This window comes from Paenalcaligenes suwonensis, assembly GCF_011290505.1.
Lineage (GTDB): Bacteria > Pseudomonadota > Gammaproteobacteria > Burkholderiales > Burkholderiaceae_B > Paenalcaligenes > Paenalcaligenes suwonensis.
In genome coordinates this window covers 202,209-218,039 of record NZ_JAANPV010000004.1, presented here as the reverse complement: position 1 = coordinate 218,039, position 15,831 = coordinate 202,209, and the positions used below count along the sequence as shown (strand labels likewise).

Here is a 15,831-nt window from a genome sequence, read left to right as displayed (position 1 = left end):
GGGGGCGGCTCTGAAAAAAACGTCGTTTTGGCATGACGTGAGTGCTCTGAGAAATACTGGCTGTCATTGATAACGAATCCTTGGGTCAGTTAACGCGTAGGAAAGGTCTACAAGCAGATTAATAATCACGTAGCAGGCCGCAGTGAGCAGAATAATGCTTTGGATAAGGGGGTAGTCTCGGGCGAGCACGGCATCCACAACCAAGCGGCCTAGACCGGGGATGTTAAATACCGTTTCGGTCACTACTACACCAGCGATCATGGCAGCAAAGCTGGTACCTACTACCGTCAGGATAGGAATGGCTGCATTACGTAGTGCATGTTTGAACAGCACCGTACGCTCTTGTAGGCCCTTAGCTCTGGCTGTGCGTACGTAATCCTCACGTAGCACTTCCAGCATAGAGGCGCGTGTCATTCTTGCGACTAAAGCAATGAAGATAGAAGACAGTGCTAAAGCTGGTAGAAATATCCTATAGAGAAATGGGCCTATACCATTAGAGATGGGTTGGTAGCCTTGAACAGGAAAAATGCCAAAATTAACGGCAAAAATACCAATCAGTACATAACCGGTCACAAAAATGGGGATTGAAAAGCCCAACACTGACATTGCCATGACTGTACGATCTAAAAGGCCACCGTGTTTCCATGCTGCTAATACGCCTAGAGGCAATGCAATGAGTAGTGTTAAGCACATGCTGACTATAGCCAGTGATAGTGTGGGCCCTACGCGTTGACCTATTAGTTGTAAAACGGGTTTTTTGGAAATTAATGAGTGGCCAAAATCACCCATGAATAATTGCCCCATCCATGTAGCAAATTGATGGCCCAATGGTGCATTTAAGCCTAGTCGGGCACGTATGGCTTCTATCTGTTCTGGTGAGGCTATTTCACCGGCAATAATCGTGGCAGGGTCGCCCGGGGTGAGCCGTAATAAAAGAAAAATAAACAGTGCGACAAAAAATAAAACGGGGATGGCGATAAGTAATCGCCTTAGAAAAAAGCGAATCATGAGATGAAGCCCCCTTGGAAGTGTGGGTAAGGATCGCGTGTATGCTGTTTACTTATGCACACCCCAATACAAAGAAAGCGGGCCTGGCTGTAGGTCTTTGATCTCATTACGCCACGCTGCAACCATGCCAAACTCACCGCCATTGAAATAGAACCCTTGGTCATGGGCGATTTGTTGAATGTCGCGTGCGATTTGTTTTTGTTCGGCAGGGTCCGTAGAGCGTACGTATTTCTGTCGTAGTTCTTCTATTTCAGGGCTGACGCGCCAACCTGCCCAGGTGTTGTCCTCACCTGTACCATCAATGAGCATATTGACGAGAGGGTTCCAGATCCCCGCTACGCCCCAGAAGGTGAAAAACATATTCCAGCCGCCTTCCTCTACGGGCTTCCAGCTATCTTTACGTGCTTGTAGTGAACCCCAGTCCATGGGAGCGACTTGAACCGTAAATCCGGCCTCACGTAGTCTTTCTGCCGCAACGATGGGTTGAGTATTGAGGGTGGCAACGTCAGTAGGCTGCATGATGAGTAGGGTACGGCCATCGTAGCTGGACTCTTTAAGTAACTGTTGTGCCTTACCCATGCGTTCTTCTGCCGTACCGGTGTAGTATTCAGCGCCAGCATCAGATGCTAGGGGAACGTCACAGCCATATACCGAAGTACACAGGGTGTAGTGTTTGGGATCGCCAAATGCGGCACGCATCATTAGCTCCTGATCCAGGGCTAAGACAGCAGCTTGTCTAACTTTCACATCGTCAAATGGTGGGATACGGTGATTGAATTGTCCGGTCACTTGGCTACCTAAGGTCACCAAACGGCCAGTCGTTATATCGGGATTCATATCCAATAAAGGAAGGAGGTCTACGGCGACTTGCTCTACAAAATCCACATCGCCGGCTTGTAGCGCATTGAGTGCCGTTTGCATGTCAGGCATGTTTTTCCAAACGACTTTATCAACCTTGACTTGCTTGCCCCCTGCCGTCCAGTCCATTGCTTCAGCACGAGGTTTGTAATCGGTAAAACGCTCGTAGACCACTTGATCTCCGGGGCGATATTCATCCGCGATAAAGCGGAACGGGCCAGAGCCAATCATTTCTGTTACTTGTTCACCGGCAGGGGTTTCCGCTAAGCGACGAGGCATCATGAAGGCGGGTACTGGCGATGGTTTGGCCAGCAGCTCCAGTACTAATCCGAAGGGTTCGGACATGGTCAGTACAAACTCACGATCAGAGGTGGCTTCTAGCGAGGTAGCAAGAGCCATCATGCGTTTTCCAGCGGTATCGTGGGCTGCCCATCGACGTAATGATGCCACGCAATCCTCAGCTGTTACGGGGGTACCGTCGTGCCACAGTAGGCCGTCCCGTAAGGTGAAGGTGTAGGTTAATTTGTCATCCGATATAGTGAAGTCTGCCATTTGTGGCTGTGGTTGGTAGGACGAGTCCATACCTACCAAGGTGTCAAATACCATGAAGCCATGTGTGCGAACAATGTTGGCGGTGGAAACTAAGGGGTCTAGTGTGCGTAAGGGAGCATGGGGTACAACGTTGAGCACATTTTCTGCCCATCCTAAGGAGCTGTAACTGAGGCTGGCGGCCAGTAGTGCGGCACTAATTGTTGAGAGCGTGCTGTTCTTCATTATTTGTCTCCTGATGTCTTTATTATCGAGTTCAGAATGATGACTACTGGTGCCAAGGGTAGGCAGTAGAGGTATTTAGCTGCTTATAGATCAGTTGCTTAACGTTGGCAGGGCCCAGATCGGGCGTGTCAATAATGAGAATCTGCTCTGCTCGTGGAACATAAAAGTCCCGGTAATGCGTTTTAGAGCGTAGCAAGATGACGTCATAGTCCTCAGGGCGCTCATTGAAGATATAGAAGGGGTCGCCATCAATTGCGAAAGCGAATACTGAGACAACGGAAATGCGCAAGTTGTCTATTTCCAGTAAGGCCGTAGCACCAAGATTCACTTGAGCGCCATGCATCATCCGACCGGAAACGGCATAGCTTTTTTCGCCGCTCCAAATGACTTTCGCCGTAGCGGTAAGTGGGGTGCCTGCATGATGAGAACTATGGCCGCCAAGCGCCACCTGAATTTCTGCACCGCTACCTGCCGTTACCGCTTGTTTTGCTGTGTGAGGATCAAACAAGAAAGGCACGGCCACACGTCCCACTGGTTTACCCCGTAATGCGTGCATACCGTGTGTGGAGTCGTTGAGTCTATCGGCGTGCTCTAACACGACAGTAGGGCGAGACTTAGGTGCGAAAGGCGTTAACGTCTGAAGCATTTGCTCCACGCTCATGACGGGTTGTGCGGTGGAGATAGCTTTGCGTTCGGCGTGTAGTGCTTTAGTGAGTTGGTCTGCTTTGTCGTGTGCTGCGTGTTGCCCATCCCAGTCAACGCACATGACAGTCATACCTGTGTTGGGGCTGTCTGCATAAGCAAAGCCAGCCATCACTGATATATCACAATCTCCCGTTTTCTCCAGATTGCGAGCACTTGCAATGATGCTTGCAAGTGGTTCCAGAGCTGTCGCTGACATGATGGAGGGAATCACAATATTGGGGTGAGCAAGCGCAAAGCCTGGGATTTGTCCGGTACGTAAAATGCGCGACAGTATCTTAACGGCACGTTTGCCTGTTTCGCCCATATCGGTATGGGGGGAGTGATGGTACGCCACAGCAGCTTTTGCATGAGTGAAGGTATCTGCATTGACGTTGCCGTGATAGTCCAATGCGACCACGATGGGAGTGTCTGGGAAAGCATGGTGTACGGCATCAATAATGTATTTTTCTACATCGGGATAGCTGGGTGCCCAGCACGCACCATGCAGAAACAACACAATGCCATCCAGATGTCCTGCTGCCTGTAATCCTGTAATGATTTCGTGTTCGGCATAACGGACGGCATTGTCTGAGGCAGGTCCTAGTGCACCAGCATTACTTTCAAAAATAGGAATGCATTGCATGGACTCTTCTTCTAACTGTTCTATCACCCCACCGGCAACGGTATTTGTCCCTTTCTGTTTTTCTAATAGCTCCGTGCCATGGAGGGCATTTTTTTCAAACAAATCCTGATCAATGATGAAAGGGGAGGAGCTTACGGACTCTAAAGCAAACCCTGCGTAAGCAATGCGATATTTCATGTAACTTACTCCTAAGTGAGAAAACTTCTGAAATAGATATGCTGTGTTGCTTGGAAAGTTGTTTTTAATTCCGGTTTATTTATTGATATTTTTATCCATATGATTTATATGAATATTTTTATGAAACAAGTGTTATTTAATAATAGAATCGTGAAACATTTGTAGTCGATTGGTGTTAACGCTGATGAAGGACAGATAGAGTTCCGCACAGCGGAATTTCTACAAAGAGGAAGGGCTGATTGGGTGGCGCGAGGGGCCGGGCGGGGGCGAGCCCCATGAGAGTGTGCTTTGTATTATTGTTGTAAATTTTTGCAAAAGCCCGGGCATACCACCCAGGCTTTTTTTATGGTTAGGCCAACTTCGCTACAGCCACCTCAGTGGCTTTCACAAACGCGAGCACTTCGCTGCCTATAGCCAATTGCAGTTCATCAATAGAGCGGGTGGTGATGACTGAAGTAACCAGTCCAGACAGCGTGGTGACTTCAACTTCAGACACCACAGGGCCACGGTTAATGGCAGAAATAGTGCCTTTGAATTGGTTTCTAGCATTGATGATTGGGGTGCTCATAATGATTTCCTTTGTAAGGTTAAACGGCAATAAAGTGACGGTTGATCCACGCGTCTTGCTTAGCTAGAGCGGGTTCTATGGGGCTCAAGGCGTGGTGTAGCTCTTTGATGCTTTGATCCAAGCGAGTGCGTACGTCGGCAGCGGGCTCGAAGCCGTTACCCACAGCGGTAAGCTGGCTTTGTGCGGCATAGACGCCTTTTAATACTTTGGGCGTGCCCAGTGCGGCCAGAATGGGCCCTAGGCTGTAGTCCAGCGCTAGTAGGTGCAAAGAACTGCCCGCCGAGGCTAGCGCTACCACGGTTTTATGCGCAAACGCATTTTCTGGTAGTACATCCAGCAGTGCTTTAAGGCCACCCGAGATGGTGGCTTTATACACAGGGCTAGCCAGAATGACGGCTTTTGCTTCGGCTATGTGGTGATGTAACGCAGTAATGGCCGGTGCATCGTAGCGTCCAAAAATCAGGTCTTCAGCAGGCAAGTCGCCCAAGCGTATGTGTTTTACACGTAGGCCTAATTGTTCCAAGGCAGCGGTGTAGTAGTTCAACAGACTGGTTGATCGGGAGCGCTCACTGGGGCTGCCAGAGATGGCGACGAGGTCATAGGCTTGGCTCATGCCACGGCTCCTTGCAGTTTTCTGGAGGCATGAGTGGCGGGAATGGGCAAGCCTAGGTGTTCGCGTAAGGTGCTGCCGCTGTATTCTGTGCGGAACAGTCCGCGACGGCGTAGCTCCGGCAGTACGTGGTCAATGAACTCAATTAAGCCACCAGGCAACCACGGAGCCATGATGTTGAAGCCATCGGCAGCGCCGCTTTCAAACCAGAGTTGTAGTTGGTCGGCAATGTCGTTGGCCGTGCCTACCAATTGCCAATGGCCTCGAGCGCCAGCAATTTTTAGGTACAGGTCGCGTATGCTGAGCTGTTCTCTACCGGCTAGATCCAGCAGCAATTGGCGACGGCTTTTAGCGCCTTCAGTTTCTGGGATGGCGGGTAGAGGGCTATCCACATCCACACCTTGCAGGTCAATGCCTAGCAAACTGGATACCAATGCCAGTCCTACCTCGGGGTGTATGAGTTCTTGCAGTTGTTCGAACTTTTCTTGGGCGTGTGCTCGGGATTCGCCAATCACAGGAAAGGCGCCGGGCATGATTAAAGTGTGATCAGGGTTGCGCCCAAATGCCGCTACGCGGTTTTTGATGTCTTTATAAAACTGCTGGCCTTCTTCCAGCGTTTGGTGAGCTACAAAAATGACTTCGGCAGTGGCGGCGGCTAGGCTGCGGCCTGCCTCAGAAGCGCCTGCTTGCACCACAACGGGATGGCCTTGGGCGGAACGCGTCACGTTTAATGGGCCAGCTACCGAGAAAAACTCACCACGATGGTTTAAGGGGCGCACTGAGTTAGGTTTGGTATAAATGCCTTGGACTTTGTCGCCCACATACGCATCCTCATCCCAGGAGTCCCAGAGGTTTGTTACCACATCGTGAAATTCTTGCGCTCGTTGGTAGCGGGTTTGGTGGGCGTAGTGGGTTTCTAAGCCAAAATTCTTGGCCTCTTCGCCGCTGCTGGAGGTGACTAAGTTCCAGCCTGCTCGCCCATTGCTCAGTTGATCTAACGAGGCAAATTGGCGGGCCAGTGTGTAAGGCTCGTTAAACGAGGTAGAGGCCGTGCCTATTACCCCAATTTTCTGGGTGACGGCGGCTAGGGCAGACAGTAAGGTCAGCGGTTCAAAGTGTGCGGCTCTGGCGCTTCTAAATAGTGCCGATTTGTCTGGCTGGCGTACGCCTACCGAGTCTGCCAAGAACACAGCATCAAACTTGGCAGCTTCGGCACGTTTGGCTAAGTCGGCGTAGTGCTGGAAGCTAAAGCTAGCTTCTGCCGCTGCTTCCGGGTGACGCCAACCAGCAATGTGGTGGCCTGTTTGCATCAGAAAGGCACCTAGCTTTATTTGTTTCTTCAACGGTTTGCTCATGATTTTTCCTGTGAAATTACCACGCCACATTGAGCCCATTTAAGGTGGTCCAGAGTGGGGCGCGAGGGGCAGGCGGGGTGGAGGGTGGAGTAGAGGATGTGTTTAGAAAACTGCTAAGGATGTTGTCGCGGTAGGCAATGAAACGCGGGTCGCTACGATTGCGGGGGCGCTCTAGATCAATGTCTACGATGCGTTGTATTTGGCCGGGATTGGGCTGCATGATCACCACTCGATCACCCAAAAACACGGCTTCATCTACATCGTGGGTGACTAAGATCATGGTGATCTGTTCTTTTTGCCAGATGTTTTGTATTTCGTTCTGCAAGCGTGTGCGAGTGAGGGCGTCTAATGCACCTAAGGGTTCGTCTAGCAGCAAAATAGCAGGGCGATTGACCAACCCTCGGGCAATGGCAACGCGTTGCGCCATACCGCCCGAGATTGCACTGGGCAGGTGGTGTTCAAAGCCTTGTAGGCCCACTAGATCTATATGCTGCTGCACACGCTCTTGCTGCTCTTGGGCAGACAGTTTGCTATTGCGCAGTGCGAACTGGATGTTTTTGCTGACCGATAGCCACGGCAGTAAGCGGTGATCTTGGAACACAATGCCGCGATCTAAGCCGGGGCCGCGTATGGGCGCATCATCTAAGGTAATGCTGCCGTCGAAGTCGGTGTCTAGCCCGAGTATCAGGCGTAGCAAGGTGGATTTACCGCAGCCACTACTGCCTACGATACTGATGAACTCGCCCGGGCGTATGTCTAGGTTGATGTCATCCAGTACCTGCAGGGTGTTGTGGCTGTCGGGTTGGTGGAAGTATTTGTTGATGTGCTGCAGTGTGAGTGCAGGCTTTTGCTGACGTGTCATACAGACCTCTTTGTGCGTTCAGGTGAGGCGCTATTGCGGAAAATACAGATGCAAGCGTCGTTCTAGAAGGCGAGCAGACCAATTCAGTAAGGCGCCAATCAGCCCAATGGCGGTCATGCCTATCAACACTAGGTCCATGCGAAATAGCTCACTGCCTTCAATCAAAATAGTGCCTAATCCAGGCCCGGAAACCAGCAGGTATTCCGCGCCGATGGTGGCAAGCCAGGAGTAGATCAGTGCTAAGTAAATACCGGTGAAAATGGCCGGTAAGGCAGCAGGCAAAATAACGTAGGCAATGGTTTGTGCGGTGCTGTAGTGATAGACACGGGCTACCTCAAGTAACCGTAAGGGCACGGCCTGAATGCCATCGGCGGTGTAAACGGTGACGGGTACGAGGGCGGCCAGCGATAAAAACACAACTTTGGCGGTATCCCCTAGTCCAAACCAGACAGAAATCAGTGGAATCCACGCAAAGAGCGAAATTTGTTTAAAGGTGTTGAAACTGGGGCCTAATAGCTGCCTAAAGCGTGTAGATAGCCCCAGCGTGATACCCAGTAGCAAACCAAGGGCAGAGCCAATAAAGAAACCACTTAGCTCACGCGATACGCTAGCAAGAATGGCTCGCTGTAATTGCCCTGTTTGGCACAGTTCGATGAGCTGCTGCCAGACGCTAGCTGGCGACACGAGTAATGAGGAATGCCATAGCTGCTGCGCAGCGGCCCATTGCCACAGTAGGACTAGAAACGTAGGCAGTAACCACGGTTCGATGCGGTACAGCAGATGCTGTAAGCGTGTAGTAGGGTGCTGCATTACACAATCCTTGTTCTAGGGGTGGACGAGGTCAGTACACGACGCTCTAGCCAGTCCAGTGCACGGTCTATCAGCAAACCAATCAGGCCTACGATGAACACCGTTGCCATCACTAAATCCAGTTGAAAGAGCTGTCGACCGTACACAATGAGGTAACCAAGGCCTTCACTTGAGGCCACGAGTTCAACGACTACCAACGACAACCAGGCTTTGGTAAAGCCCAGTCGTAGACCTGTAAACAGCACGGGAATACCAGCCGGCAGGCTAAGGTGCAAAAAACGTTGCGAAGGGCTGTAGCCATATACATGGGCCACTTCCAGTAAGCGTTGGGGTTGCTGGCGTAGCAGTTGAAAGGTGCTCATTAACGTAGGAACTAGCGCAGCCTTGGCAATCAAGATGTACTTCAGTGCTTCGCCAATACCTACTAACAGCATCACAAACGGCAACCATGCCAATACGGGGATTTGCACCAGCGCATTTAACGTAGGCATGAGCAAACGTTCTGCGTGCCTAGATACGCCCACCACAATGCCCAGCGCTAGTCCTATGATGGAGCCGGCCACATAACCTACAGCGACGCGTCGCACACTGGCTTCCACATGCAGCCATAATTCGCCGCTACCTATTAAGTCCAACAGGGACTCCCATACGTAAGCCGGCGGGGGCAACACTTGGGGCGAGATCCAGCCTTGTTCAGTGCTTAGTACCCACACGGCAAACAGCACAACAGGCACGAGTAAGGCTTGGCCATACAGCGAAGCGGCATGACTAAGCTGTGTTGCCCATGGGTAGCGGTTAGTGCGGTGAGGGCGTAGTGGCTGCACCAGTTTGTCTTGAGGGGCTAGGCTCATTGCGCGCTCTTGGGGCTAGGGGTTGTGCCATCGGCCTCATAGGCCACCCAAAAGTCGGTCAATTGTTGGGTTTGTAGTGCATGTTGCAGAAAGCGGTCGTCAAAAATTTGGCTAGCATCTACGGGGCGACGAATGAATTGCAGTTCTTTGGCGTCGTTGGCGACGGCCTGATAGCGGCCTTTGAAGAAGTTATCTAGCAATGGGCTATTGCGTTGAGCCAGTGGCGTGCCGTCAAACTCCACGACAAAGGACTCATAGGGCACGCCACTTTTTGCCCAGATGCGTAGTAAGGCCTCGCGGTTTTCTTCTTGTGAGGCCCAGTGTGCCGCACGTACAAACTCGTCCACGACTTTTTGGGTGTGTTCTGGGTAGTCAGCAATAAAGTCGTCACGGGTGACGAGTGATGTTTGACGAGTGAACCGTGGGTCTTTGCCGTGGGTGGAGTAGGGCACAGCAATCAAGCCGTCGTTGAGCAAACGTATGTACTCAAAGCCGCCAAAAGCGGCATCAATGCTGCCAGATACCAAAGCTGCTTGGGCGCTGCCCGTATCTAAGTTGATGCTACGTAAATCTGTTTCTTTAAGATTGCTATCCAGCAACAGGTTATTAGCGACCAAATGGCCATTCGTGCCTTTGAAAATTGCTACCTTTTTGTCTTTAAGGTCCGCAATGGTAGAAATTTCTGAATCTTTTGGAGTGGCTAAATATAAGTTGGTGCGTTGTCCGCTGGCTAATAGAACCTTGGTGTTTAATCCGTTAGAAATTCCAATAATGGTGGGCAGGTCGCCTAAATAAGCAAAATCAATTTGTTTATTAGAAAGAGCTTCATTAACAGCTGGGCCAGCACCTTTAAAGAAAAACCACTGCACCTCGGTGTCGCCCAATGCAGACTCCAGCCACTTATTCTCGCGGACGATGCTGCCAGGTGATCCCCCCCACGTAATAGGATCACCACCACCAGCCGTAGCAACGCCTATACGTATGGCTTTCGGTGCTTCAGTAGCATAAGCAGGTGTAAGGCTAGTGACGCTGACTACGCCAGCTAGCAGTAAAAGGGCGTGTACTGTTTTTTGAATTGATAATCTACCCAGCATAAAAAACTCCAAGATACGGAAATAGTTTTTTTATGATAGGTGAATGAGTTTTTTTGAAAAATAAATTATAAGAATTTAAAAATTTTAATTTTTATAATAAGTAAATTGATAATTAACGAATATGTGGAAAATGAAGAGATTTTATTTTTATGTACATAAATGTTTTTTATAAATATACGTTTTTGTTATAAAACTACGGTGGTGTAGAGCCATACATGCCTCTAGACTCTACTGTGGGAGCGTGTAACAAGTAGGTGGTGCTGTGTAGCCTTACCAACGGGTTTTCGCTTTTATGCCGGTATAGCGTCAGTAAAACCAACTCTTTAACGTTTTCTTCGCTATAATCGCTCAATCAAGGGGAGTAGCTTAATTTCCGTCGCATCGTCATCACGGCAGTACCATGAGTACTCCCGGTGCCCGGGTAACACACAGGCTTTAGACTGTATCGTTACAAGCAAGACCTTGCCGTCAAAGGGCAAGGTACGACTCCATCACGAGAAAGCCTGTCCTTTTGGATCAGGCTTTTTTTGTTTTTGGAGTGCTTATGTTGGAATTTTTGCAAACGCTTAGTTGGGCAGCTGTCTTTCAGATCATCATGATCGACATTCTTCTGGGCGGTGATAACGCGGTAGTGATTGCGTTAGCGTGTCGTAACTTGCCTGCTAAACAGCGTATGCAAGGGGTACTGTGGGGGACAGCCGGCGCGATTATCTTGCGTGTGGTACTGATCGCTTTTGCTCTGACCTTGTTGGCTATCCCATATCTAAAAATCGTTGGTGCTTTGCTGTTGGCCTGGGTGGCGATTCGCTTGCTGATTCCTGAGGAAGGCGAGCATGGCGATATCAAGAGTGGCGTGTCTATTATGAGTGCCATTAAAACCATTATCATCGCTGACTTTGTGATGAGCTTAGATAACGTGATTGCTATTGCGGGCGCAGCACAGATGGCAGACCCAAGTCATCAGTTGGGCTTGGTGATCTTTGGTTTGTTAGTGAGTATTCCTATCATCGTTTGGGGTAGCACCATTGTTCTGAAAATGATTGACCGCTTCCCTGTGATTGTGACCTTGGGTGCTGCGTTGTTGGGCTGGATCGCTGGTGGCCTAATGGTGACCGATATTGCCTACACGGAACGCTTTGGCGAGCCTAGCAATACCGTGTTCTACGGCGCGCACATTGCTGGTGCTGTGTTGATCGTGGTGATAGGTAAATGGATGGCTAGCCGTAAAACTAAAAAAGAAGCTACGCCTGCTGCCTAATATCGAGTCATTCGTAGCGGTGCGACAAAACAGCCATGGGTTTCCATGGCTGTTTTTTTGTCTGCATAGCGAGACTAAATGGGGTAGTTCTTGGTTTTTTCTCGTTAATAAATGATAATTATTATCGTTATGTGTTTTGAGTCAAATTGTGTGCGGTCATGACCCAGCCTGTGGTGCCAGAGAAAAACTGGCTTATTCGTTATGCGGAGTTGCTAGGAGGATGGGTTAAGCGCGCCGGTATTCAGCAGGATGCCGAGGACGCTGTGCAAGACGCTGCACTCAAAATGCTAGAGATGGGGCAGGTGGCGCCCAGAAATCCAACGCACTATTTTCACCGTATGGTGATGAATCAGTCGGTGAGTATTTTCAGATCTGAACAGGTGAGGCAAACGCAAAATGTGGATGATCTCGCTGACGATGCCGTGCCTACGTCTGCCAGTGCAGAAGAACATTATGAGGCCAATGAGTTGATGCGTACCATGCAGCAGGCTTTGGCGTTGTTACCTGATACTTGCCAAGAGGCCTTCAGGTTGCGTCAGGTAGAAGGGCTTAGCAACAACGAGATCGCCCAGAAAATGGGTGTATCCCTAAACATGGTAGAGCGTTATATGATGCGTACCATCCGACATTTACAAGATCATTTATGAGTGTTTTGATGTCTTGTATTGATAGAGGTGGCGTGGCGCATGAGTGACCGTATAGACGTAGACACATTGACTGATCCCCGAGATAAAGCGGCGTATTGGTATGAGCGTTTCCGCTCGGGCAATGTGTCGTCGCAAGAACAACAAGCCTTTGATGCGTGGATAGCTCACGACCCCAAAAATTTGGAGCACTTTCAGCGTATTCAAGCGTTATGGAGCGTTACTGAACACATACCGCAGTCCTACGAAGCATCGCCACGCGCAGTGGAAACACCGCATCGCCGTAAAGCGGCACGTTCGCGTCGTGCTTTCTTGGGGTACGGATTGGCGATGGCAGGCGCAGCTAGCGTAGCCGCCGTAACGGTAGGCCCTTGGCAATGGGGGGGAGCCACTACTTTTCAAGAGCGCTATCTCACAGCACAAGGCGAGCAACGCAATGTATTGCTGCCGGATGGTTCCAGCATGATGCTGAATACGGATACGGTTGCTGAGGTACAGTTTAGCCAGAACAAGCGCGTAGTACGCCTACAAAAAGGTGAGGCTCTATTTGCCGTACAAACCGTAGAAAATGCGCCTTTTATCGTACAGATGGAGGCGGGATCCGTGCAGGTGACAGGAACTCAGTTCACTATCTATCAAGCCGATCAGGGCTTTACGGTGACGGTATTAGAAGGGTCTGTGCAAGTGGAAACCGGACCGCGCTGGAACACGCAGCGCCAAGCTTTGGTAGCTGGTAAAGCACTACGGGTAACGGATGGCGTGCTCACTGCTGTGCCTGCTGATACTCACAAGGCGGTGGCGTGGAGCGAAGGTAAGCTGGTGTTTAGAGGCACGGCCTTGCGCGATGCTATTCAAGAATTAAAACGGTATAACGCCGTGTCGGTACAGCTTACGACGGCACAATTGGCGCAGTTAAAAGTATCGGGGGTATTTAGATTGGATGACCCCTATGCGTTCTTAGAAGCGCTGCCGCATATTATCCCTGTTGGTGTGAAAGAAAATACGCAGACTGGCGTGTTTGAGATCTTCCCTTTGCAGCGATTTTACAATTAGTAACAAGATAAGAATGACTCTCATTCAGGTTGCGGTGGGGGTAAAGCGTCTGTATGCATGAAGAGGTTGTGGGGATGACCTCATAACTGTGTATTGTGCACTGCCATGTGGTGGTGCCTTCATGCTGCATTAAGGATGCTTGGAATCGTGAGTCGTCATTCTGCTTATCATGCGCCGCGCCGCTTGGCATGTCGTTCTGTCTTGAGTTTGAGGTTGGTTACTGCTGCCGTGATGTCGGTAGGTATGGTGGGCTTTTCATCCTGGGTACAGGCACAAGATGCGGCGGTATCTATTGATCTGCCTGCGCGGTCGTTGGATGAGGCTCTGATAGAGCTTGGCCGTCAAACCTCCTTGCAGTTCTTTTACACGCCGGACGTCGTCAATGGCATACGTGTTTCGCCGATTAAAGGGGTAATGACGCCTGAGCAAGCGTTGCAGCGCATGCTAGCAGGTACGTCGGTACAGTATCGTCGCCAAGGTAGAAATGTGACCTTGTCACGCGACGCTTCCGCTACAGCCGGGGAAACCACGCAATTAAGCGCGATTAAAGTATCGGGCCGAACAGAAAACGGTCTGGAACCGGCGTATGCAGGTGGGCAGATTGCTACCGGCGGTCGCGTCGGGCTGTTGGGTAACAAAGACGTGATGGATACGCCCTTTAACGTCGTGAGCTATACCGAGCGTTACATACAAGATAAGCAAGCCCAAGAGCTGTCTAGCATTATTGCCGCCACTGACCCCAGTGTGTTTAGTAATGGGACGACTGGCATGATTGGGGATAGCTTTAGTTTGCGTGGCTTTTCAGTCAGTAATAGTGACATCGCTCTGGGTGGGTTGTACGGTATGGTGCCTTACTGGCGTATTACCCCAGAGTTTGTTGAGCGGGTAGAAGTACAAAAAGGGCCTGCAGCCATGCTCAATGGTATGCCTCCTGGTGGTTCAGTGGGCGGCAGCATCAACTTGGTGCCTAAGCGTGCAGGGGATGAGCCTTTGGCGCGCCTGACAGGTACGTATGCCGAGAAATCGCAGTTTGGTACCCACATTGATTTGGGTAGGCGCTTTGGTGAAGACAAGCAGTTCGGCATACGCTTTAATGCCATGTATAGAGATGGTGACAGTGCTGTCAAAGGTCAATCCAAACGCGCTGACTTAGCGTCGTTGGGCCTAGATTGGCGCACGGATCGTGTGCGTATTTCCGCAGACTTGTACACCAATAAAGACCATATCAGCGGGTTGAATCGCGGTATTTCGCTAGCCAAAGGCATGGAAGTGCCCGAACCTCCGAAATCCAACACGCTATTGGCGCCGGATTGGACGTTCACTACCACCGAAGACAAAGCGGCTCTGTTGCATGCAGAAGTGGATATCACCGACAGAACCATGGCCTATGCCAATTATGGTCATAGCAAAACAAAGTTTAATTCCTTAGCCAGTTCAACCAACACGCTTTTCAATGAAGAGGGTGATTACAAGAACAATTTTTCGTTTCAGCGCATGATCTATAAAAAAGACTCTGCTGATGCGGGTATACGTACACAGTTTGATACGGGGCCTATTGGTCACGAATTGGCTTTTAATACCTCTTATTATCATCACGATTATTACTTTGGTTTTCAACGTAATATGATGCCCACCGACTGGATCACCAACATTTACGATCCGCAGTGGGGCCCCAAAGTCGATACCAGTTTTAGGTATGCGAGTTTGCCTAAAACAGGTGAAGTCAGAATTACCAGCCTAGGCGTGGCGGACATGCTGTCCTTGTTTGATGATCGCTTACAGCTTACGGTAGGCATACGTCACCAGAATATTGTGAGTGATACCTTTGATGCGAATACAGGGCGACGAACTGCTCGTTATGACGAGGGGGCGTTTACGCCAACGGTAGCGGCATTGTTCAAAGTGACAGAGCAAGTCTCGCTCTATGGCAATTACATACAAGGTTTAAGCCAAGGGGCGACGGCACCGGTTACCGCTGCGAATGCGGGTGAGGTGTTTGCACCGTATAAAACCAAACAGCACGAAGTGGGTATTAAGTGGGATGCGGGTGATTTCATGACCACGTTAAGTGCATTTGAAATCAAACGACCCAGCAGCTATACCGACCCGGTTACGAATGTATTTTCATTTGATGGCGAACAGCGTAACCGAGGGCTGGAGTTCGGTTTCATGGGTGAGCCAGGTAAAGGTATACGAGTGTTAGGGGGCGTAGCGTATACCCAAGCTAAGTTGACTCGCACTGCTGGTGGAGTGAATCAAGGGCGTTACGCTACTTCTACGCCACGATGGCAAGCTAAAGCTGGTGTGGAATGGGATTTCCCATACCTGCATGGTTTGACCTTAACCGCGAATGCCGTTGCAACGTCCAAGCAATACATCAATGCGGATAACTCGCTGTCTGTGGCTGGTCGTACCATTTATGACGTGGGCGCACGCTATAACACCGTGATTGCGGGTAGAGATGTGACTTTGCGTGCGCAAGTATTAAACGTAGGCAATAAAGCCTACTGGGCCAGCTCGTTGGGCAGTGGTTTAGGCGCGCCTCGTACCATTATGTTCTCGGCTAGCGTGGACTTCTAAGC

At 50.2% G+C, this 15,831-nt stretch carries 14 protein-coding genes; 4 read left to right on the top strand and 10 right to left on the bottom strand.

What is annotated here, in order from left to right:
- Window positions 1–63: 63 nt before the first annotated feature.
- The 10 genes from GY634_RS08090 to GY634_RS08045 all read right to left on the bottom strand — a co-directional run bounded on the left by GY634_RS08090 (window position 64) and on the right by GY634_RS08045 (window position 10,294).
- Entirely contained in the window at window positions 64–1,008 is a 945-nt protein-coding gene (locus tag GY634_RS08090; protein ID WP_166408036.1) for an ABC transporter permease, read from the bottom strand.
- Window positions 1,009–1,056: 48 nt separating this feature from the next.
- Complete coding sequence (locus GY634_RS08085; RefSeq protein WP_166408035.1) at window positions 1,057–2,640, bottom strand: ABC transporter substrate-binding protein; 1,584 nt, start codon at window positions 2,638–2,640, stop codon at window positions 1,057–1,059.
- A gap of 43 nt (window positions 2,641–2,683) precedes the next feature.
- On the bottom strand, window positions 2,684–4,144 hold the full coding sequence (locus GY634_RS08080) for a M81 family metallopeptidase (protein WP_166408034.1): 1,461 nt from the start codon (window positions 4,142–4,144) through the stop codon (window positions 2,684–2,686).
- Between the two features lie 349 nt (window positions 4,145–4,493).
- Entirely contained in the window at window positions 4,494–4,712 is a 219-nt protein-coding gene (locus GY634_RS08075) for a TOBE domain-containing protein (RefSeq protein WP_166408033.1), read from the bottom strand.
- Between the two features lie 19 nt (window positions 4,713–4,731).
- Window positions 4,732–5,325, bottom strand: coding sequence for an NADPH-dependent FMN reductase (gene ssuE, locus GY634_RS08070; protein ID WP_166408032.1), 594 nt, complete (start codon window positions 5,323–5,325; stop codon window positions 4,732–4,734).
- Entirely contained in the window at window positions 5,322–6,677 is a 1,356-nt protein-coding gene (locus GY634_RS08065) for an LLM class flavin-dependent oxidoreductase (RefSeq protein ID WP_166408031.1), read from the bottom strand. The genes ssuE and GY634_RS08065 overlap by 4 nt, the downstream gene beginning before the upstream one ends.
- A gap of 16 nt (window positions 6,678–6,693) precedes the next feature.
- Complete coding sequence (locus GY634_RS08060; RefSeq protein ID WP_166408030.1) at window positions 6,694–7,539, bottom strand: ABC transporter ATP-binding protein; 846 nt, start codon at window positions 7,537–7,539, stop codon at window positions 6,694–6,696.
- Window positions 7,540–7,569: 30 nt separating this feature from the next.
- The gene (locus GY634_RS08055; RefSeq protein WP_166408029.1) at window positions 7,570–8,349 is read right to left on the bottom strand and encodes an ABC transporter permease; all 780 of its coding nucleotides are present in this window, start codon (window positions 8,347–8,349) and stop codon (window positions 7,570–7,572) included.
- On the bottom strand, window positions 8,349–9,200 hold the full coding sequence (locus tag GY634_RS08050) for an ABC transporter permease (RefSeq protein WP_166408028.1): 852 nt from the start codon (window positions 9,198–9,200) through the stop codon (window positions 8,349–8,351). Before GY634_RS08050 ends, GY634_RS08055 begins: the two co-directional genes overlap by 1 nt.
- Window positions 9,197–10,294 (bottom strand): ABC transporter substrate-binding protein, encoded by a 1,098-nt coding sequence (locus tag GY634_RS08045; protein ID WP_166408027.1) that lies wholly within the window; start codon window positions 10,292–10,294, stop codon window positions 9,197–9,199. Before GY634_RS08045 ends, GY634_RS08050 begins: the two co-directional genes overlap by 4 nt.
- A 544-nt stretch (window positions 10,295–10,838) precedes the next feature.
- Here GY634_RS08045 and GY634_RS08040 point away from each other — a divergent pair.
- The 4 genes from GY634_RS08040 (at window position 10,839) to GY634_RS08025 (ending at window position 15,829) form a co-directional block, all read left to right on the top strand.
- A complete protein-coding gene (locus tag GY634_RS08040) occupies window positions 10,839–11,552 on the top strand; it encodes a TerC family protein (protein ID WP_166408026.1) in 714 nt (237 codons plus the stop codon).
- A 158-nt stretch (window positions 11,553–11,710) separates the two neighbouring features.
- The gene (locus GY634_RS08035) at window positions 11,711–12,199 is read left to right on the top strand and encodes an RNA polymerase sigma factor (RefSeq protein ID WP_166408025.1); all 489 of its coding nucleotides are present in this window, start codon (window positions 11,711–11,713) and stop codon (window positions 12,197–12,199) included.
- A gap of 39 nt (window positions 12,200–12,238) precedes the next feature.
- Window positions 12,239–13,249, top strand: coding sequence for a FecR family protein (locus tag GY634_RS08030; RefSeq protein ID WP_166408024.1), 1,011 nt, complete (start codon window positions 12,239–12,241; stop codon window positions 13,247–13,249).
- Between the two features lie 147 nt (window positions 13,250–13,396).
- Complete coding sequence (locus tag GY634_RS08025; RefSeq protein WP_242683648.1) at window positions 13,397–15,829, top strand: TonB-dependent receptor; 2,433 nt, start codon at window positions 13,397–13,399, stop codon at window positions 15,827–15,829.
- Window positions 15,830–15,831 lie beyond the last annotated feature (2 nt).

What these genes read in the sequence shown, in the direction of transcription:
- GY634_RS08045 (WP_166408027.1), bottom strand. Translation starts at nt 10,294, where the DNA reads ATGCTGGGTAGATTATCAATTCAAAAAACAGTACACGCCCTTTTACTG.
- GY634_RS08035 (WP_166408025.1), top strand. Translation starts at nt 11,711, where the DNA reads ATGACCCAGCCTGTGGTGCCAGAGAAAAACTGGCTTATTCGTTATGCG.
- GY634_RS08050 (WP_166408028.1), bottom strand. Translation starts at nt 9,200, where the DNA reads ATGAGCCTAGCCCCTCAAGACAAACTGGTGCAGCCACTACGCCCTCAC.
- GY634_RS08090 (WP_166408036.1), bottom strand. Translation starts at nt 1,008, where the DNA reads ATGATTCGCTTTTTTCTAAGGCGATTACTTATCGCCATCCCCGTTTTA.
- GY634_RS08030 (WP_166408024.1), top strand. Translation starts at nt 12,239, where the DNA reads ATGAGTGACCGTATAGACGTAGACACATTGACTGATCCCCGAGATAAA.
- GY634_RS08040 (WP_166408026.1), top strand. Translation starts at nt 10,839, where the DNA reads ATGTTGGAATTTTTGCAAACGCTTAGTTGGGCAGCTGTCTTTCAGATC.
- GY634_RS08060 (WP_166408030.1), bottom strand. Translation starts at nt 7,539, where the DNA reads ATGACACGTCAGCAAAAGCCTGCACTCACACTGCAGCACATCAACAAA.
- GY634_RS08075 (WP_166408033.1), bottom strand. Translation starts at nt 4,712, where the DNA reads ATGAGCACCCCAATCATCAATGCTAGAAACCAATTCAAAGGCACTATT.
- GY634_RS08085 (WP_166408035.1), bottom strand. Translation starts at nt 2,640, where the DNA reads ATGAAGAACAGCACGCTCTCAACAATTAGTGCCGCACTACTGGCCGCC.
- ssuE (WP_166408032.1), bottom strand. Translation starts at nt 5,325, where the DNA reads ATGAGCCAAGCCTATGACCTCGTCGCCATCTCTGGCAGCCCCAGTGAG.
- GY634_RS08065 (WP_166408031.1), bottom strand. Translation starts at nt 6,677, where the DNA reads ATGAGCAAACCGTTGAAGAAACAAATAAAGCTAGGTGCCTTTCTGATG.
- GY634_RS08055 (WP_166408029.1), bottom strand. Translation starts at nt 8,349, where the DNA reads ATGCAGCACCCTACTACACGCTTACAGCATCTGCTGTACCGCATCGAA.
- GY634_RS08080 (WP_166408034.1), bottom strand. Translation starts at nt 4,144, where the DNA reads ATGAAATATCGCATTGCTTACGCAGGGTTTGCTTTAGAGTCCGTAAGC.